Annotated in this window: 13 protein-coding genes; 1 reads left to right on the top strand and 12 read right to left on the bottom strand. The window is 57.0% G+C overall.

Features of this window, described 5'->3' with window-relative positions; all coding sequences use genetic code 11:
- Window positions 1-113: 113 nt before the first annotated feature.
- The 6 genes from DL346_RS02665 to DL346_RS02640 all read right to left on the bottom strand — a co-directional run bounded on the left by DL346_RS02665 (window position 114) and on the right by DL346_RS02640 (window position 6,304).
- Complete coding sequence (locus DL346_RS02665) at window positions 114-1,481, bottom strand: glycosyltransferase family 2 protein (RefSeq protein WP_112880527.1); 1,368 nt, start codon at window positions 1,479-1,481, stop codon at window positions 114-116.
- A gap of 20 nt (window positions 1,482-1,501) precedes the next feature.
- Entirely contained in the window at window positions 1,502-2,614 is a 1,113-nt protein-coding gene (locus tag DL346_RS02660; protein ID WP_240633005.1) for a GT-D fold domain-containing protein, read from the bottom strand.
- A 62-nt stretch (window positions 2,615-2,676) separates the two neighbouring features.
- Window positions 2,677-3,408 carry a sugar phosphate nucleotidyltransferase gene (locus DL346_RS02655; protein WP_112880526.1) on the bottom strand — a complete coding sequence of 244 codons (732 nt, stop codon included), beginning with the start codon at window positions 3,406-3,408 and terminating at the stop codon, window positions 2,677-2,679.
- A gap of 100 nt (window positions 3,409-3,508) precedes the next feature.
- A complete protein-coding gene (locus DL346_RS02650; RefSeq protein WP_112880525.1) occupies window positions 3,509-4,135 on the bottom strand; it encodes a glycosyltransferase family 2 protein in 627 nt (208 codons plus the stop codon).
- Entirely contained in the window at window positions 4,132-5,220 is a 1,089-nt protein-coding gene (locus DL346_RS02645) for a glycosyltransferase family 2 protein (RefSeq protein ID WP_112880524.1), read from the bottom strand. The genes DL346_RS02650 and DL346_RS02645 overlap by 4 nt, the downstream gene beginning before the upstream one ends.
- 4 nt (window positions 5,221-5,224) lie before the next feature.
- A complete protein-coding gene (locus tag DL346_RS02640; RefSeq protein WP_338066283.1) occupies window positions 5,225-6,304 on the bottom strand; it encodes a glycosyltransferase family 2 protein in 1,080 nt (359 codons plus the stop codon).
- A gap of 296 nt (window positions 6,305-6,600) precedes the next feature.
- Between DL346_RS02640 and DL346_RS02635 the strand changes: the two genes are divergently transcribed.
- Complete coding sequence (locus DL346_RS02635) at window positions 6,601-7,146, top strand: hypothetical protein (protein ID WP_112880523.1); 546 nt, start codon at window positions 6,601-6,603, stop codon at window positions 7,144-7,146.
- Here DL346_RS02635 and DL346_RS02630 read toward each other — a convergent pair.
- From DL346_RS02630 to DL346_RS02605, 6 genes are all read right to left on the bottom strand, one after another.
- Window positions 7,143-8,324, bottom strand: coding sequence for a trans-sulfuration enzyme family protein (locus tag DL346_RS02630; RefSeq protein ID WP_112880522.1), 1,182 nt, complete (start codon window positions 8,322-8,324; stop codon window positions 7,143-7,145). The genes DL346_RS02635 and DL346_RS02630 overlap by 4 nt on opposite strands.
- Complete coding sequence (locus DL346_RS02625) at window positions 8,321-9,148, bottom strand: carbohydrate ABC transporter permease (protein ID WP_112880521.1); 828 nt, start codon at window positions 9,146-9,148, stop codon at window positions 8,321-8,323. The genes DL346_RS02630 and DL346_RS02625 overlap by 4 nt, the downstream gene beginning before the upstream one ends.
- Complete coding sequence (locus DL346_RS02620) at window positions 9,148-10,029, bottom strand: carbohydrate ABC transporter permease (protein WP_112880520.1); 882 nt, start codon at window positions 10,027-10,029, stop codon at window positions 9,148-9,150. The genes DL346_RS02625 and DL346_RS02620 overlap by 1 nt, the downstream gene beginning before the upstream one ends.
- Window positions 10,030-10,093: 64 nt before the next feature.
- Window positions 10,094-11,431 (bottom strand): ABC transporter substrate-binding protein, encoded by a 1,338-nt coding sequence (locus tag DL346_RS02615; RefSeq protein WP_112880519.1) that lies wholly within the window; start codon window positions 11,429-11,431, stop codon window positions 10,094-10,096.
- A 118-nt stretch (window positions 11,432-11,549) separates the two neighbouring features.
- Complete coding sequence (locus tag DL346_RS02610) at window positions 11,550-12,227, bottom strand: FadR/GntR family transcriptional regulator (RefSeq protein ID WP_112880518.1); 678 nt, start codon at window positions 12,225-12,227, stop codon at window positions 11,550-11,552.
- 138 nt (window positions 12,228-12,365) lie between these two features.
- Window positions 12,366-19,001: a WIAG-tail domain gene (locus tag DL346_RS02605; protein ID WP_112880517.1), complete on the bottom strand. Its 6,636-nt coding sequence runs from the start codon at window positions 18,999-19,001 to the stop codon at window positions 12,366-12,368.
- Window positions 19,002-19,078: the final 77 nt, after the last annotated feature.

Below are 19,078 nucleotides of genomic sequence, written 5' to 3'. Positions count from 1 at the left end.
CGCGTGGTCCCTCCTCTACCTTTCGCAACTAAGAAATCGATCTCCGAATAGCATATGCGCCGCCCGCTCTGCATGGCACAGCCACGGCGCCGTTCCCGCTCCGTTTGGCTCCGCTAGAGATGTTCTACGACACGTACAGGCGCAATGATGGGCAATCCTTCCGGCAGCAGAGCGAGCTGCTCTGCCGGCACCAAGCCCTGGGGCTTCAATTGCAGGCCCCACGCCTCGGCCGTTTTGGCGCTCGCCACTCTGCGCCGGGTGCCATTCTCGACGTAATAGAGCAACCCGTCCTCGCCAATTGCGGTGACCCCCTGCTTCGAAGGCAGGCCGCTACCGTCCGTCGCAATTCCGTGCCAACCTGCTTCCGCTAGCTCAGGGGCAATCGGCTCTCCGATCGGCCAGCGGCGAATGTCGACCTGCGAGAGGCGCGTGACCGGCACGTTCACTTGGCCGGCAATCGGACGGCGCACGCCTCCTTCGACCCAATACAGCGTACCGGAGATGCCGCGCGCCACGACATGCTGCGGAAAAAATGCGGATTCCCCTTGTTCTGTGCCGCCAGGGACGCTCAACTGCCGAGTGTAGTGGACGAGATCGTGCGGGTTGCCCCATTTCTCCACGTATACCTGCGAATTGTGATTGTTGACTTCGGCAATCTTATCGCCAAGCGCCTTTATGCTGACGCTGCCGAAATGGTGAATGAACGAATCGCGCGCAATGCACATGGCATAGCCTTGCAATCGGACGCGGATGTTGTAATCGTCATCCTCGAAATTGCCGATCGTATAGCCTTCGTCCAAATAACCGGTCCGATCCCACAGCTCGCGGCGGAACAGCAGACAGAAGCCCGTCAGCCGATCGGTTCGCTGCCATTTGGCCGGATTCGGGATATTGTGACGCCTTGCGAATGGTGCGATGCCTTTTACCGTCTTGTAAGGCACGTCGATGCGCTGGTCGCCGCTGATATAATTGGACACCGGACCGACCATGCCGATGGCGGGATCGCTGTTCAAGCAGGCCAGCATATTATCCAGCCAGCGCTCCGTCACGATCGTATCGTTGTTAAGCATCAGCAAATACGAGCCCTTCGCCATCATCATCCCTACATTGACGGCGCCCGCGAAGCCCCGGTTTGTCTCAAGCACCCTGTACCGCACTCTGCTGCCGAGCCTGCGTAAATAAGCTTCCGTGCCGTCCGTCGAAGCATTGTCTACAATGATGATTTCATAGCTGCCGGATGTGTGCAGCTCGATGCTGGCGATGCATTTTTTAAGAAAATGGACTTGATTATAGCTCGGAATAATGATGCTCGTGCCTGCGAAATACGTACCGAAGCCGTCATACCCGACGCGAACGCCTTCCCGGTAACCGGTCTCCATACCGATGGGAAACCGGCTTTGCTTCTGCCTCATGTTCGTCTTGCGGGCGGGATTCGTTACCGCCTTCTTCCGTCTTCGGCGTGCATATGCTTGTTTTCTCATCGGTCTGTTCTCTCCCATCCTTAGTGAGTAAGCTCGATTTGGCGCTTCACAATGGCATCCGCCATATGACCGAAATCAAGCGCAGTCCTCCCCCGCTCATTCGCAATCCGGCTGCAAATGATCACGGCCGCGATACCGGCGGAAACGATCGCCAAGTCGAATTCGAATCCGCGCGACTCCTGGATGACGCGCTCCGCATCGCGAACTCCTCGAACCGGGCTGATGAGGCCGGAGACGATGAACCCTCGTTCTGTCAGCACATGAGCAAGAGAAGGCGCGGCATTGCCGATGACGAGGAGCTGTTTCCCCGACAGCAGCCTGCCGAGCAGGCCAGCCTGCTGCAAGCTGTAATTGACCGTCGAGCCCGTCAGCCGGTGTGCCGCGAGATTCAAGTGATTTCCGCGGAATGCAGGATGCAGCAGCGGATGGTAATGCTTCCTCCGCGATTGCGGCACGCCGACGATCTGCGCCTGCCTGATCGCCTCCGCGAGCAAGTCGCGTGCATGGAGATCCGGCGGAACGACGCCGGCATACGGAAGAAACGTGCCTTCCCGCTTCACGGTAGCCGCATCGTAGACGGTATCCTGCGCAAGCGTCAGCAGCTCGCCGTCGCCAAGCCGGATGACCGAGCAAGGCCGGCGCTCGTGGATCGCCTGTTCCATTTCGGCATAAACCTCGTGGACGTCGAGCAGCGGCAGGCAATGCGTGCGAAGCTGCTCCGCGCCGAGGGCGATCACATCCTGCAGCCGTACTTCCGGCAGCAGCAAATTACCGGGCAGCGCCTGCTCGAGCATCAGTTCGCCGCCTTCGTACCGGCCCAGCTCGTAGCCTGCCGTGAACGCGTTGTCGTGATAATGCCGTTGATCCGCCGCGGCGCCGCGAGGCGCAGAACGCCGTTGCCCGCGGCGACGGTTCCGGCCCTTCGAAGAGGCGGACTTCCGCCCTCGTGTCCGCTTCTTAGAGGCTCCGGAGCGCGTTTTGGTTCCCGAACGCGAAGCTTGCTGCGGCACCGTTCCCCCGCCGGAGGCTCCAGCCGGTTTCTTAGCCGAATTGCGCGGACTTCCGATTCCCGGCGTCTGCACCGCCGCGAGCGAGACCGGCTGCGGCTCAGAGTAGCCGCGTTTGCTTACCATGGGCCGAGGACCTCCAGCGAGCAGCACGCTCTTCAGCGTTCCGGCCTTTTTGTTCATCGATTTCATGGCGAATCGTTCCCGTTTCCGCTAAACTTTAGCGCTGCTTCGTGCAGCGACTGAAACGTTCCGGCATCCGTCCACCAGCCGCTTAAATGCCTGTACGCCAGCTTGCCCAAACGCGCGTATACATTGTTCACATCGGTAATTTCCAGCTCGCCGCGCTTAGAAGGCGTCTGCGTCGCGATAAAACCGAAGACGGAGCTGTCGAACATATAGATGCCGGTTACGCAGCTGTCCGAAAGCGGCTGAGCCGGCTTCTCATCGATATGGATGATACGTCCCGCTTCATCGAAGACCGGTATGCCGTAGCGCTCGGGATCAGGCACCTGCTTGAGCAGCACCATTGCGCCGTCCTCCTGCCGCATGAACGCTTCGATGTGGGGAGCGAGCGGCTCCTCGAACAGATTGTCGCCCAGCAGCACGATAAATTTGGCATCCTCGCCAATGTAAGGCTGCGCCAGCTCCAGCGCCTGAGCAATGCCGCCGGCTTCCTCCTGAATCCGGTAAGTAAGCGATACCCCATACTCCGCGCCGCTTCCTAGAAACGAAGTAAACATTCCTGCGGAAACGCGGCTTGTGATCAGCATGATTTCCGTGATTCCCGCTTCCTTCAGACTGTTGATGCCATAGCAAATCATCGGGTGTTTCCCGACCGGCAGCAAATGTTTGTTCAAGAGCCTCGTCAGCGGTAACAGCCTTGTTCCCGTGCCGCCTGCCAAGATGACAGCTTTCAAATGAATGCCCTCCTTCAACGATCATTGCATGAAATTCGCGGGATCTACCTTCCAATTAAACTAAAATGCTGCTTGTTTCGCTCGGACGAGCCGCCGCACCTCAACCGGAATCGCTGCGCTTGATGTCGGCGCCGCCCTGGTGATGGACGAGAACATCATGGCACATGAGCAGATGGAATCCGTGCATGCGGGCGCGAAGGCAGTAATGACTGGGCGAGAACCGTTCGTCTAACTCGCCTATGCGATTATAGAGGGAACGCTTGATCAACAAGCAAAAACCGACCACCCGCAACATGGACTCGCTTCGCGCCTCCATTTCCGAAAAAGGGGAGGGCACCTGCTGACGGCCGCTGGCGAAATTCGAAACAGGGCCGACCATGCCGACATCCTCGCGGGAGTTCAGCGTATGAAGCAAGGCGGGCAGCCAGCCGGCAGAGACGGTAACATCATTGTTAAGCAGCAGCAAATAGTCGCCGGCCGCCGCTCTTAATCCGCGGTTGCAGGCAAACTGAAATCCTTTGTTTTCGGCCAGCGACAAGCAGGTGATCCCCTCCCGGATACACCATCTGCAGGTGCCGTCAAGCGAGCCGTTGTCGACCACGATGAGCTCATAGGGCGTTTCATGCCGGTCGGTGTGCAAACGAATGGCGGCAATGGCATCCTGCAGAAGCGATAGTCCGTTGCAGTTCGGTATAATAATGCTCGTCATGCCCACCATGCCGTTCATGTTGCCGTTCCTCCCGTGATGGCGCGCCGCCTCAGCTGATCTGAAAATGACAGTCTTGCTCCTTCTGCTTTCATGGCCGTCTGCAGCGCTTCGATATGGTCGCCAACCGACAGTTCGACCGAAGCATGGCCGGAGGCTCCCGCCTGCAGGGCAATGCTTCGCAGCTGCAGCTTGTGCCGGATCGCTGTGAGATGGGCGAGCGGCGGCACGGCCAACTGAGAGACGCCTACCTTCTCGATGCCATGGCGCGACCAGACATGGGGCAGCAGCTCCACGGAATTGGCCTTCAATTCCGGCTTGCCCAGCGACCAATTCATAAAGGCTCTTATGCGCGTTCTATCGTCCCAGCGACTAAACGGTCCGAGCTGCGGCGTCTGATCCGCCATGACGACATCGGCCCCCGCCTCTGCCGTCGCCAGCATGAGCGCCAGCTGCTCCGCCGCTGTCTCCTTCCCCCCGTCTGCGAACAGGACGATGTCAGCCTTCGTCATGCGGGCACCGATCGCCCGGCCGACATCAGCACCCAGCCGGTCCCCGGTCTGCATGATCGTAATGTCGGGCAGCTCCCTCAGCTCCGCGAAATCGCCCTCCGTCCCATTCTCCAGGACGACGATAATGTCTTGGAACGGCAGCCGCTGCAGCTGCTTAATGGCAGCCCGGTTCATGCCCGGTACCGCTATGACTACGGCCGCGGCCGACTTGGACATGGCGACCGGCTGCCACATTCCCTTTGGCAAATCCAGTGCGGAAGCGAAGCCGTCGGCATACGCCCTGCCTTCCGCCAGCAGCTTCATGCGCATCGCGCCGGATTGGCCGCGCCCGGCGCAGCGCAGCGTCCAGCGCGCATTCATGCGGTGTCTGGCGTCTGCGGCGCCGGCCTGAGCGATACTCCACCCGCTCTTGTTCAGCGCCGAGGCATCCTCGTACCCGGCATGGAAGACGCTTTGCAGCTTGCCGGAGTACGGGCTGGCCATTTTTGTTCGACCGGATTTCGCCGCGCGCGCTCGGCCTTTCCGGCCAGCAGCTGCGGTTCTGCGGCTTTTGCCGCGCGCGCGGCTTGAGCGTACTGACTTCCTGGATTGCATACGTTCACCTCGCCAAATAACGTTTTCGCTCCATATCCGGGTAGCCTCCGCGATCGTCCGTTTGCTTCGTCAGCCAATTGATCGCTTCCAAGTGATCGCCTACGATAAGGTACTCGAGCGGATTCGTCCGTTCCCTCTGCTTCCGGAGCAGATTGAGCTTGCCGACGTTCACGCGCTTCACCGCTCGCACCGTAAGTCCCAGCATCACCGCTCTCGCATGTGCCAGCGGCGGGACCGCCAGCGCATCGGCACCGATCCGCTCCAGAGCACTGCTGCTGATCGCATGGGGAACGGCGGTCATTGAGGTTCCTTTCAAATCCGGTCGCCGCAGCATCATATTCAACGCGTGCTTCGCCAACACGACGCTATGGACATTCGCTTTGTTGGTCGGGCCGGAATAATCGTTGAGCGCCACATCGACGCCGCCATGCAGAACGCTTTGGACGTAGGGCCTCAGCTCCGAAGCCGGAATGACCATGTCTCCGTCGATGAAGAGCAATGCCTGCCCGCTGGCTGCAGCCGCGCCCACGCCTCGGCCGACGTCATGGCCAAGCGGCTCCGCAAAAGTGATGACCCGTGCCCCATGCTTTCGCGCGATGGCTGCCGATCCGTCGGTCGTGCCATTGCAGACGACAATGACCTCTACGCTGGGATGTACCTTTTTGGCCGCATGAATCACTTTCGCGATCGTTCTGCGTTCATTCATGACCGGGATGATGACCGATACGACCGGCTGACCAGCCGCCTGGGTCGGGGCTGCCGTGACCACCTGCGGCGAATGCTTCGGTACGGCTGCGGTTGGCGTGCGCCGCCGGTTAGCTCGGGCCCGTTTGACGGTCCGCTGACTTTGCCGCGTTGGTTTCGGTCTCGCCTTGATGCTCACCTGCTGCACATGCCCTTGCATGTCTTCTTGCTCCTTCCGTTTACGTACATGGGCACTCGGCTGCTTCGCTCGACGCGATTTCACCCCGGCTTTGCTTTTGTTCGCGTGACGGCTGCCTGCCGCACCGGAGAGAGTCCGTTCCCTGCTCCCGGCAGCGGCCGAAACCCGTAGATTCGTTGCAGCAGCCAATGGCAGAGGCATAGTCTCGCTCCCTTCGGCAGGAGGCGGACTGCTGACGCTTGCTCGCGGAGAACCGGAATAGACTCTATCATTTAGAATTGGCCGCATACGATTCTGATGACGTGCTCTTCCGCTGCCGGGCTTCATGAACGCACTCACCCCCCTAACTGCCTTTTACCAGTTAGTGTATGGACAATAGAGTGCAAGAGTAACGGCTGATGTACGTTAAGGCGGGAGCCGTGCCGATTTTGCGCGATTTTACGGGAACTGTATGAACCTAGCAACATATGCTGATTAAATAGAGGAGGGGATGTGAAATGATAGCAAGCGTTCAGCTTCGTCAGGCACTTCGCGTTTTTCTGAACAAAGCCGAAGCGGCGTGGTTCGAGGTATTTGACTCCGGTATAAATAGAAAAGTGATTAAAATCGGCGGCCGTGAATTCATTCAGCTGCCTCTGCGTTTCAGCACGCGGGCCAAAATTTATGCCTTTTTTCGCAAGTTTTGGGGCATTACCTTAAGCCGGTTGCTGCTCTGTAACTTAAAGACCATTGTGTTTAAGGGGAGAGTTTACGTCGTAGTTGGCGATCCCGGCACCGTTGCGTCCGTTGTCCAAACCGTGCGCATCCTTAGTATGACTAGTACTAGAATCCGTGTCCGCGCGATCCTCTCCGGCGATCCGGGCGGTAATAGAACGATCTTCTACACCATCGCCCGCACGTCTTGCGGATACAAAATCATCGCACGCTCCAAAAATCCATCCGATTACCGTTTCCTGCTCTGCAAGCTCCAATTGCCGCCAAAGAAAAAAGAGGCTATCCCCGTTGCCATACACATGGCTATGGGACAGCCTCTTTTCAATTAGGTGTTGCAGGACTCCCAAGCCTGATCGATGTCGGCCATCAGATCCTTCGGATCCTCCATCCCTACATACAACCTGACAATGGTGGTCCCTTCGTAGCCGGCTATTGCGCCAAGCGGGTTTGCCGTCACGAGGCTTTCGAACCCGCCCCAGCTGACCGCGATTTTGAAATAGTTCAGCTTCGTTGCCCATTCTCTCATCTTGTCGAGCGGTTCGTTTGTCACGAAGGAGAACAGGCTGCCGTAGCCTTTCATCTGACTCTTGCCCAGCTCGTGCTGCGGATGCGACGATAAGCCGGGATGGTTGACGCGGGTTACATACGGCTTGCGGCTCAGGAAATCCGCGAGCAGCAGCCCGCTCTCTTCATGCCGCTGCATGCGAAGAGGAAGCGTCCGCAGACCCTTGGCGACGAGCGCCGCCGTTTGCGGCGTCATTAAGCCGCCGAGCAGCATGTATTCGTTATAGCCGATTTGATCCATGATGTCGGTAGAACCGAGTATAACGCCGCCAACGCAATCGCTGTGGCCGCCAATATATTTTGTAATGGAATGGACGACCAGATCGATCCCCAGCTCAATCGGGTTTTGGAAGCACGGTGACGCCCACGTATTGTCAATAATCGTCCGGGCTCCGACGAGCTTGGCATAGGCGGCGCATTCGCGAAGATTTTGCAGCTCGAACAGTCCCGAGGTCGGACTTTCCAGGTAGAACAAGGACGTGTTCGGACGCACCGCCGTTTTGAAGTTATCGATGGAGCTGCCGTCCACGAACGTCGTTTCCACGCCGAATTTCGTCAAGTATACGGATAGAAACTCCTTGGTCGGGCCATACGCCTGATGAACGCAAATGACGTGATCGCCCTGCTTCACCGAGGACAAAATAGCGGAAGAGATCGCCGCCATCCCGGAAGCGAAGCATCTGGCTTTCTCCGCGCCTTCGAGCTCCGCCAGCTTCTGCTCCAGGTAAGTTACGGTCGGATTGTTGCCGCGGGAATAGACGTGATGATCCAGCAGCGCCGTAAACGCGTGGTCGAACTCCTGATAAGATTTGAACGCGAATAGACTGTTCTGATAAATCGGCACATGAATCGAGCCGTGATGCCTCGCATCGAATTCATCGTAAGCCACTTGCGTGAATTGCTTCTCTCTTGCCGCCGAAGCAGCAGTGTACGTTTCGTTCATCCTTTTTCCGCTCCTTGTGTCAAACCTTCAACGATAAAGCGCTGCGCGAAGGCGAAAATAAGAATCGTCGGAATAATCGAAAGCACCGCTCCTGCCGACATTGCTCCCCAATCGACATCGAATTTCATAATAAAGGAATTCATTGCCACCGGCAGCGTTTTGAGCGCATCGTTATCAATGAACATAACGGCCAGGAATAGCTCATTCCAGTTCTGAACAAAGGCGAAAATAAACGTCGATGCAATACCAGGCAGCATAACCGGAATAATAATTCGGATAAGGGCCGACCAGCGCGAGCAGCCGTCGATCATCGCCGCTTCCTCAAGACTACCAGGAATCCGCTGGAAGAATCCGCGCAGCATGATCGTCGAGAACGGAATCAACCCTACCGTGTACATGAGTACGAGAGAGATCCGGTTGTTCAGGAGGTGCATGTTGCTCATCATCAGATAAAGCGGCGCCAAGGCGATAAAGCCCGGCAGCATCTGCGTCGCGAAGAAAGCGAGCATAATTTGGCGATGCCCCCTGAAGGAGAAGCGTGCCAATACATAGGCGCTCAGAATGGCGATTATGAGTACGACGAACGCAGCCGTGATCGCAATCAGGAAGCTGTTGCCGATGTAGATATGAAACTTCGATATTTTGAAAATGTTAACATAATTGTCCATCGTAATCGTATCAGGCCAATATTTCAACGGAAACGAGAAAATGTCCTTCTGCGGTTTGAGCGATGTGATGACGATCCAATAAAGCGGGAAAATCATAATGATCAGGTAGAGCGATAAGTATGAGAACTTGAACATGCTCAGAAGGCGCTGCTTCATTAGAAATCACCTACTTTCTCAGCCTTTGTAACGGTAAGGAAGAAGATGGTGTAGAGCAGAAGAATGACCATCATGATGATTCCGATTGCGGATGCAGCACCGTAATCGCCGCCGTAAATAATTTTATCCAGCATGAGGGATGATAAAATGTGCGTACTGCCGGCGGGACCGCCGTTGGTCAATCCATAAATGATCGACGGATCATTAAATATCCAAATCGCGCGCAATAGCGTTGTCGCGATAATTGTCGGCATAATATAAGGCAGCGTCACGTTCATAAGCTTACGCCAGCTTGCAGCGCCGTCCATCTCGGCAGCTTCGTAGAGCTCGGAAGGAACGGATTGCAATGCGGCCAGCAGCATAATTGCAAAGAAGGCTACTCCGTACCACACGTTGGCGACAATGTTGGAGACCATTGCCCATTTCGGATCCGACAAAAACCCGATCCGTTCGTGAATGATGCCGAATTTGAGGAGCAAGTCGTTAATAACGCCGATTTGCGAGTTGAACATCCATTTCCAGATCATCCCGATCAGGAAGCCGGACAGTGCCCAGGAATAGAAAGCGAAGCCTTGGTAAATGCCTCTTCCTTTAAACTGCTTCTTCATCATCAGAGCAAGTATCAAACCGAACGTAAATTGCAGGATTAGCGAGCAGAACACCCAATAACCGCTGTTTTTTAGCGCCATCAGAAATTTCGGATCTTTAAAGGCTGCCTTGAAGTTATCCAATCCTACAAAATGCACATTCCTTAAATCGAACAGCTTATACTCCTGAAACGCCATGACGATTCCTTTAAAGAACGGATAGTACGTAAAAACAAGGACAAGCAACAAAGCGGGAAGCAGGCCCGATAGGATAAACATGCGTTGATTTTTCATAAGACACCGCCTTGCTCTTTGAATTTAGTAAGGGCGGCTTGCCGCCGCCCTCTTGAACATGCCGTTATTTTTTCAATTTCGCTTTCTCATCAACCCAGTATTGGTCCCACTTCTTCAGCGTATCGTCGAGATTCGTTTGGCCAAGCAGAAGCGCCTGCGTGGATTCCATTGCGACTTGGCCCCATTGCGCGTTGCCCGGATATTGGAACGCCGGCTTGTAGTTCACGAACGTATCCGGTTGGTTGGACATGTCGAGCAATGTTTTGTAAGGACCTGTTTTGAAGAACTCGTCTTCAGCCGCGCTTGCATGTACGGGAATAAGGCCGAAATCTTTCGAGAATTGCGTATTCTCAGCCGGGCTGGACAGGAATTCGATCAGCTTCCAAGCTGCTTCTTTATGCTCGGAGTTCGCCGCGATCCCCCAGCCTGCGCCGCCTGCTGCGAGTAGCGCTTTGCCGCCCGGGCCTGTTTGCAGAGGAGCTGTCGCCCATGTGCCTTCTTGCATTTTCTCCGTCAACGATTGGATAACGTCCGGATCTTGGAGCAGCATGCCCGTTACGCCGGAAGTAAACGCCTGCACTTGCTCTTGAAAGCCCCAGTTGATAGAGTCCGGTGGCGATGCGTCTTTGTACAGCTTCAGATACAGCTCCATTGCTGCTTTACCTTCTGGCGTGGAGTAGATCGATGCGCCGTCTTTCGTAAACATCGAATCCTCGAGATTTACGTTCTCGCCGTTAAAGGCCAGAATCATGGCGTCCGTCGTACCTGTCGAACCCGAGCCGCCGCGGAAGGAGAAGCCGAAACGGTTCTTCGCAGGATCGGTCAGCTTCTTCGCTGTTTCGTAAAGCTCGTCCCATGTTTTCGGAGGCGTCAGGCCAAGATCCTTGAACCAGTCTGCGCGGTAGAACAGCTGTCTCTCGTACAGGCCGTTCGGAATGAAGTAGATTTTATCGCCTACGGAACCGACGGATTTCGCTACAGCTGTCACCGATCCGAAATCAGCCCACTTATCTGCGTATTGGTTAAGCGGTTCCACAAAACCGTTGTTTACCATCTCAGCCACGTTCAGGTCACGAACCTCAAGGATGTCGATATCTTCCTTCGCGCCGAGCATCGTTCTGATCTTGTTGTCTGCTTGGTCAAATGGAGGGGAGATGAACTCAACCTCAATGTTGGGATTAGCTGCCTCGAACTTGTCAATCGATGTTTGGATCAATTTCGTTCTGTTCGGGCTTGTCAAGCTTTCGATCATGCGCAGCTTGATCTTCTCATCACTTGCACCTGCGTTTGCATTCGCGTTGCTAGACGTGCTGTCATTCGAGTTGTTGCCGCATCCTGCCATGAGACCGACTGTCACAGCTCCGGTAAGAAGTGTTGCCAGGAGTTTCTTGCGACTTGCCATGGATGTTCATCCCCCTATATTGTGTGAATGTATCATACAGTCATGCAGTCATCCTGTCTGATAGGTTGATTATATTGAAAGCGCTTTAGAATTGTCAAGGAAAAAATAGCGGGCATTTTTACGCGCTTTTAATTTTCTCCTCGATGCAGTCCATCATCTTGTCAAACTCATCCATAGCGGCCTTAGTGTCATGTGCCGCGATGCCTTGAAACATCGTCATGTGGTAAGGATAGGTTTCATCAAAGAGCTGCTTGTCGCCGAGCGGTTCGTTAAAGAATTTCTCGTACAAGCCCGAGATCGAGTCCAATACCGTCTCCAGCACCGGATTGTTCGCCGCTTTAATGATGTGCCGGTGAAAAGCGAGATCGATCTGCGAGGTGTCTTTGTTCGCTTCCTTCAGCTTGCGGTATTCATCGAGACATTCTTCAATTTCATTGATTTGCTTTGATGAGATCCGCTTGGCCGCCAGCGAAACGGCTTGTCCTTCTAATGCGCGGCGCACCTCCAAAATCGACAGCAGGAAATTGCGCTCCCGTTCGATCTTGACTTTGCCGGTGAAGCGGAACGTATTGACGTCCTTGACGAAAATCCCTTTGCCGTTTTGGACTTGAATGATGTCCATCGCTTCCAGGTAACGAAGCGCTTCTCTCAACGAGGAGCGTCCGACGCCGAACATTTGCGTCATTTCTTCAACTGACGGCAGCTTTTCGCCTTCGGATAAATCTTTCTCTTCGATGTAGTTTTGGATTTCCTGAGACACTTGCTCATGCACCAATATTTTCTGGATCTTTTTCATCGTTCCATTTCTCACCTCTCCACCTAGCTACCTGTCTGATAGGTATTTATTATAGTACGCGAGGAATGTTAGCGCTGTCAACCATTCGTCATAAAGAAACCGGAGCCTCTCTCGCGGAGGCTCCGGCCGATAACCATCTTATATTCCGATTCCGATCCAGTTTACTAGGCCGATCGGTTCAGGGCTGATGCGCGTGCGTACGATCGTCAGTTGGATAGAAGCGGCTGTTTTCAATTTGATGACAGCGTAGCAGGAAGGACAATCCGTCGTCGCCACGAACACATAAGAGTTGTTGCTGAAAGGCTGATCGAAGCCGATCGTGATGTCCAGCTGTTCGCCTTGGCCTTGGAAGTTATACGGCGCAAGCCCGAACTGCTGTACGACAGCGGCTTGACGCTTAACCGTCGTGACCGGCGTGAAATTCAGCTTCTCGCAGCTAATGCTGCCATCCTGTACAGTCGTTTCCTTAACGGCAGCTGCCGGGAAGGCATCCGGCGCGATGTGTGCCGCCGTAATGCTGCCGAGAGCGATCTTAGCGCCGGTGACAGAGCCGTCTTCCAGCTTGCCGGACGTTACTGAGCTATCGCCGAGCTTATCGGTCGTTACCGAGCCGTCGCCGAGCTTATCGGTCGTTACCGAGCTATCGACGAGCTTTTCGGTCGTTACCGCGCCGTCGCAGAGCTTATCTGTCGTTATCGAGCCGTCGCAGAGCTTATCGGTCGATACCGAGCTATCGACGAGCTTCTCAGTCGTTACCGCGCCGTCGACGAGCTTCGTCGATGTCACTGCGCCTTCGGCCAAAAGGCCTTCGCCGATGCATCCGTCCGCAAAAACTGGCTGGGCTGCTGCTGCTGAGAGCAGGCCTGGCGCCAGCTTCTCGGCCGTTACCGAGCCGTCTGCAAGCGACTCTGTGCCGACTGAGCCAACCGCCAGCTTCTCCTTCGTCACCGAACTGTTGCTCAGTGAGTCACTCTCGATCGAGCCAGGAATGAGATGGGCAGTCGTGATAGAGCGCGGTGCGATTTTGCTGAGCGTTACCGCCCCGGATTGCAGCTGGTTCTCGCCGACAGCGCCGATCGCGAGCTTCGTGCCGGTTACCGCACCCTCGCTGAGCGCTTTCGTGCCCACTGAACCGAGTCCCAGCTTCGCTTCTGTTACCGAGCCGTCGCCGAGCGCTTCCGTGCCTACGGCTCCAAGTCCCAGCTTCGCTCCTGTTACCGAGCCATCGCTGAGTGCTTCCGTGCCCACGGCACCGAGTCCCAGCTTCGCTTCCGTTACCGAGCCGTCGCTGAGCGCTTCCGTGCCCACGGCTCCAAGTCCCAGCTTCGCTTCTGTTACCGAGCCATCGCTGAGCGCTTCCGTGCCCACGGCTCCAAGACCCAGCTTCGCTCCTGTTACCGCTCCGTCGCTGAGCGCTTCAGTACCCACGGCACCGAGTCCCAGCTTCGCTCCCGTTACCGAGCCGTCGCTGAGCGCTTCCGTGCCCACGGCTCCAAGTCCCAGCTTCGCTCCTGTTACAGAGCCGTCGCTGAGCGCTTCCGTGCCCACGGCTCCGAGTCCCAGCTTCGCTCCCGTTACCGAGCCGTCACTTAGCGCTTCCGTGCCCACGGCTCCAAGACCAAGCTTCGCTCCCGTTACCGAGCCATCGCTGAGCGCTTCCGTGCCCACTGCTCCAAGTCCCAGCTTCGCTCCCGTTACCGAGCCATCGCTGAGCGCTTCCGTGCCCACGGCTCCAAGTCCCAGCTTCGCTCCCGTTACCGAGCCATCGCTGAGCGCTTCTGTGCCCACGGATCCAGGACCAAGCTTCGCTCCCGTTACCGAGCCATCGCTGAGCGCTTCCGAGCCCACGGATCCAAGACCCAGCTTCGCTCCTGTTACCGAGCCATCGCTGAGTGCTTCCGTACCAACGGCTCCAAGACCAAGCTTCGCTCCTGTTACGGCTCCGTCGCCGATCACTTCCGTGCTCACGGCACTGAGTGCCAGCTTCGAGCCGCTTACCGCTCCGTCGCGAAGTGCATCCGTGCCGACCGCGCCGAGCGCCAGCTTCGTGCTGCTTACGGCTCCGTCGCGAAGCGCTTCGGTACCGACCGCGCTAAGTCCCAGCTTCACACCCGTTACCGCTCCGTCAGTGAGCGTATCCGTGCCGACTGCGCCAAGTCCCAGCTTCTTGCTAGTTACCGCACCATCGCCAAGCGCTTCCACGCCTACTGCACCGGCAGCCAGCTTTGAGCCCGTTACCGAGCCATCGCTCAGCGCTTCCGTGCCGACTGCGCCGAGTCCCAGCTTCGCTCCCGTTACCGAGCCGTTGCTCAGTGCATCCGTGCCAACCGCACCGAGTCCCAGCTTTGCTCCCGTTACAGCTCTGTCGCTCAGCGCTTCCGTGCCCACTGCGCCAAGTCCCAGCTTTACGCCCGTTACCGCTCCTTTGCCCAGTGCATCCGTGCCAACCGCGCCAAGTCCCAGCTTCGAACCCGTTACCGCTCTGTCGCTCAACGCTTCCGTGCCGACTGCGCCGACTCCCAGCTTCGCTCCGGTCACCGCGCCGTCGCACAGTGCTTCCGTGCCGACCGCGTCACCACTTAGCTTCGAGCCTGTTACGGCTCCGTCCCTCAGCGCTTCCGTGCCAACCGCGCTTTCTCCCAGCTTAGTGCCCGTTACTGAACCGTCAACCAGCGCATCCGTGCCGACTGCGCCAAGTCCCAGTTTCTTGCCGGTTACCGAGCCGTCACTCAGCGCTTCCGTGCCGACCGCGCCAAATCCCAGTTTCGAGCTCGTTACCGCGCCGTCGCTTAATGCTTCCGTGCCGACCGCGCCCGCACCCAGCTTCGAGCCCGTTACCGCGCCGTCGCTCAGCGCTGCTGTTCCGACTGCGCCTGCTCCAAGCTTCGAACCGGTCACCGCTTTGTCGCTCAGCGCCTCCGTGCCGACTGCTCCAGGAGCCAGCTTCACTCCGGTCACTGCTTCATCGCTCAGCGCCTCCGTGCCGACTGCTCCTTCTCCCAGCTTCGAGCCTGTTACCGCTCTGTCGCTCAGAGCATCCGTGCCGACCGCGCCGGTTGCCAGCTTCTCTCCGGTCACCGCTTGTTCGCTAAGGGCTGCCGTGCCGACTGCTCCAGCTTTCAGCTTCGCAGCCGTTACTACTCCATCACCGAGCGCTTTCGTGCCGACAGCGCCATGGGCCAGCTTCGCTCCCGTTACCGCTCCGTCGCCCAATGCTTGCGTGCTTACGGCGCCATTCGCCATTTTCGAGCTTACAACCGCACCGTCGCACAGCGCATCCACACCGACCGCTCCGCTCGCCAGCTTCGTGCTCACGACTGCGCCGTCGCCAAGCGCCTTCTGCCCAACGGCTCCGTTCGCCAGCTTCGCGCTTACGACCGATCCGTCGCTCAGCGCTTCCGATCCAACCGCTCCGTTTGCCAGCTTGGAGCTGATTACGGCGCCATCGCCGATCGCTTTCGAGCCGACCGCTCCTTTCGCCAGCTTCGCGCTGATCACCGCGCCATCGCCGAGCGCATCCGCTCCAACCGCTCCGCTGGCCAGCTTCGCGCTCACGACTGCTCCGTCGCTCAGCGCCTCCGAGCCGACCGCTCCGTTTGCCAGCTTCGCATTGATCACTGCGCCATCGCTCAACGCCTCGCTGCCAACTGCGCCTGCGATCAAGTGCGTGCTTGCGACCGATTTCGGAGCAATTTTGCTAAGCGTTACCGCGCCAGGCTGCAAATGGCCCTCGCCTACGGCTGCAGAACCGATCGCTTCCGAGCCTACGCCTCCGCTCGCCAGCTTCGCTCCGCCGACCGCGCCGTCGCTCAGCGTATCGCCGCTAAGCGTGCCGCGTTTGATTTTGCTGCCATGGATAATGCCGTCCGGCGCTTTCTCAAACGTATAGAACTCCGATGCCAGGTGCGCCTGCGAGATCGATCCCTTCCGGATATGGTAGCCTTGGATCGCTTCCGCTTTCACGTGCTTGCCCGCAATCGTCTCCAGCTGAATGTGATCGCCATGGACGGACAGCGCCGCCAGCTTCGAGTCGGTTACAGAATCATCGCACAGCTGCGCGGTACCGACCGAGTCCTCCGACATATGGATCTGCAGAACGCTGTCTACTTTCAGATGGTTGCTGCCCACGGACGATTCCGTAAGGTGATTGGAATCGATTGATGACGGCGCCACATGCTGGCTTTGAACCGCGGAAGGGCCGATTGCGCGGGAACTGACCGCTTCATTTTGCAAATGATAGCTTGCTACGCTGCCGTCCGCCAGCTTCGATGCCGTAATGGCGTCTTTGCCGATATGGATGTCTCGGACGCTGTCCGTCGCAAGGTGCACGCCATATACGGATTGTTCAGCCAAATGCTGGCTGCCGATCGATTCGGTGCCGAGGTGGACGCCGGTTACGGAACCCGGAGCCAGCTTATCTCCCGTCACGGCGCCTTGGCTCAGCGATTCGTTGCCGACGATGCCAGGTGCAAGATGACGCTCGCCGATAATCCCCGTAGCCAGATGTTCCGGTCCGATCGCGCCTTTCGCCAAATGCTTCCGCGTAACCGTGCCGGCAACCAGCTGGTCGCCCGTTACCGAGGCGTTCGCAAGCTTAGCCGTCGTCACGCTGTTGTCGGCCAGCTTGCTCGATGTGACTGCGCAATCGGTCAGCTTATCGGTCGAAACGCTTTCCGGCGAAAGCTTGAGCGAGTTGACGACATGGTCCGCCAGATGATGGGAGTGAATTGCCCCTGCTGCTAGATGCCTCTCCGCTACGGAGCCGCTTGCCAGCTTGATGGACTTCACTGCGCCGTCTTGAAGCGCGCTGGTTTCAACCGAGCCTTCGCTCAGATGATAGGCCTCGATCAGCCCCGCCTGCAGATGCTGCGAGGTGACGGATTCCGTCGAAAGCGCCTCTTCCGTTACTATGCCAGGCGCCAAGTGGAAGGCGCGAATGGCTTCCGGAGCAATCTTGTCAAACGTGATCGCTTCATCTGCCAGATGCTTCGTTTGAACAGCTTGCTCACCGAGTTTAAGGCTGGTGACGCTGCCGTCAATCAGCTTTTGCTCGCTGACCGAGTCATCCGCCAGCTGCGATTGGCCTACGGCAGCGGCGCTGATATGAATCTGCTGCACCGATTGCGCCGCAAGCTTATCGCCCGTTACCGCACCGGCAGCCAAATGGGACGTCTGCACGCTGCGATCGATGAGCTGCTTGGAGCCGACTGAGTTCTCGGTCAAGTGGCGCTCTTCGATGGTGTCGGATACGATTTTGTTGCCGCCAACGCTAAGCCGGCTAATGTGCTTGCTTTGCACCGCATCGTCGGTAATCTTGCTAGAGGTGATGCTTTGGTCAGCAATCTTGGATGACGTCACCGCATGATCAACCAGCTTAATGGTCGAAATCGACAAGTCGGCGATTTTCGGTGACGTTACCGCGTAATCCTTCACGTGCTCGGTGCCGATCTCGCCATGTGCGACATGCTGAGACTTCACGGCCCCTTCCTGAAGCTCCTTCGAGCTGACCGCTCCTTGCGCGATCGTTTCGGACTTCACGGAGCCAGGCTGCAGCTCCCTAGTGCCGACGGCGCCTTCGGCCAGATGGCTTGCCGTTATTTCGCTTGGAGCGATGTGCTTTCCCTGCAAAACGCCCGGAGCTACGTGCTCCGCAAGCAGCAGGCCAGGCTGCAAATGCGTGGAATCGATGGCGCCGATGCTGATTTTTTCACCGGTGATCGATCCGTCACGCAGCTTGGAACGGGTAATCGAACCTTCCGCAAGCTTGGAGGTCGAAATCGCTTCGTTGGCGATGTTCTCCGTACGGATCGCCGCGCTTTTGATTTTACCGGATGTGATCGTTTGGTCCTCGAGCAGATCGGCCGTAATAATGAGCGGCTTCAGATGCTTCGCCTCAATCGATCCTTCAGCAAGCTTGTCGGCGCTGATCGTCCGATCGGCCAGCTTCTCCGACGTGATGCTGTTGTCGCGCAGCTTCTCGCCGGTAATGGAACGGTCGCGGATTTTTTGACCGGAAATCGCGTTCTTCGTCAGATGGTCGCTCGTAATGGACTCCGATGCGATTTTCGACGCAACGATGGCGCCATTTGCAATTTTGATGCTTTCTACGGCAAAATCGGCAATCGAGTTCGTAATAACCGCACTTTGCCTGATCCGCGAAGAATCTACGGCGCCAAAGGCCAGCTTCTCCGACGTTACCGCGTTATCGGCGATGTCATCCGTGTGTATGAATGGCAGCGGAGACTCCGGCATCCGCTTCTCTGATAGAATCGCTTCCTTGCGCTCCAACTCCTGCTTCAACAGCTCTTCCATTTCTTCCACTTCTTCAAGACGAAGCCTTTCCGCCTCTTCATTCTCGCGTTTCTGACGCTCGACTTCTTCTGCCAATGCCTTCAATTGTTCATCCGTCTGTGATTGTGGAATAAGTGCGGCCGGCTCTTCAGAGTCTGCCACGATCAGCTCCTGCTTCGGTTCTTGTTGAGGTTCAGCAGGTTTTGCAGCTTCAGCGGCTGAAGTTTCCTCCGCTTGCTGCGGCTTCAACTGCGTCTCCGGCAGCTTCACTGGCGCCTGCTCTTGCTTTGGCTCCTGTGTTGCTGAAGCTTCCAGTACCGGAGCTGCTGCATTGACTTGAACCTGCTTCTCCTCATTCTTCGATGCAGTCGGCTTTTTCTTCTTCAACTCCTCGAGCCATTTCAACTCCGACGCGTTTGGATTATCCACATAAAACAACGGCTTGCGCCCTTTGGGGCCTTTTCCTTTGCTGCTCTTCGCCATAGCCCTCTCCTTCTTCCACGCAATGTCATAGGTATCATATGCATTCACCTATGGGCTGGTCACATAATAGGCGGGCA

It is taken from the genome of Paenibacillus montanisoli (genome assembly GCF_003268025.1).
GTDB classification, from domain to species: domain Bacteria; phylum Bacillota; class Bacilli; order Paenibacillales; family Paenibacillaceae; genus Paenibacillus_Z; species Paenibacillus_Z montanisoli.
Note: the sequence above shows the minus strand (reverse complement) of the source record. Positions and strands in the feature narration are given on the sequence as shown.

Excerpts from the sequence above, each read along its gene's own strand:
- DL346_RS02665 (WP_112880527.1), bottom strand. The coding sequence starts at position 1,481 with ATGAGAAAACAAGCATATGCACGCCGAAGACGGAAGAAGGCGGTAACG.
- DL346_RS02615 (WP_112880519.1), bottom strand. The coding sequence starts at position 11,431 with ATGGCAAGTCGCAAGAAACTCCTGGCAACACTTCTTACCGGAGCTGTG.
- DL346_RS02645 (WP_112880524.1), bottom strand. The coding sequence starts at position 5,220 with ATGCAATCCAGGAAGTCAGTACGCTCAAGCCGCGCGCGCGGCAAAAGC.
- DL346_RS02640 (WP_338066283.1), bottom strand. The coding sequence starts at position 6,304 with ATGCCTCTGCCATTGGCTGCTGCAACGAATCTACGGGTTTCGGCCGCT.
- DL346_RS02630 (WP_112880522.1), bottom strand. The coding sequence starts at position 8,324 with ATGAACGAAACGTACACTGCTGCTTCGGCGGCAAGAGAGAAGCAATTC.
- DL346_RS02635 (WP_112880523.1), top strand. The coding sequence starts at position 6,601 with ATGATAGCAAGCGTTCAGCTTCGTCAGGCACTTCGCGTTTTTCTGAAC.
- DL346_RS02650 (WP_112880525.1), bottom strand. The coding sequence starts at position 4,135 with ATGAACGGCATGGTGGGCATGACGAGCATTATTATACCGAACTGCAAC.
- DL346_RS02620 (WP_112880520.1), bottom strand. The coding sequence starts at position 10,029 with ATGAAAAATCAACGCATGTTTATCCTATCGGGCCTGCTTCCCGCTTTG.
- DL346_RS02610 (WP_112880518.1), bottom strand. The coding sequence starts at position 12,227 with ATGAAAAAGATCCAGAAAATATTGGTGCATGAGCAAGTGTCTCAGGAA.
- DL346_RS02605 (WP_112880517.1), bottom strand. The coding sequence starts at position 19,001 with ATGGCGAAGAGCAGCAAAGGAAAAGGCCCCAAAGGGCGCAAGCCGTTG.
- DL346_RS02660 (WP_240633005.1), bottom strand. The coding sequence starts at position 2,614 with ATGGTAAGCAAACGCGGCTACTCTGAGCCGCAGCCGGTCTCGCTCGCG.
- DL346_RS02625 (WP_112880521.1), bottom strand. The coding sequence starts at position 9,148 with ATGAAGCAGCGCCTTCTGAGCATGTTCAAGTTCTCATACTTATCGCTC.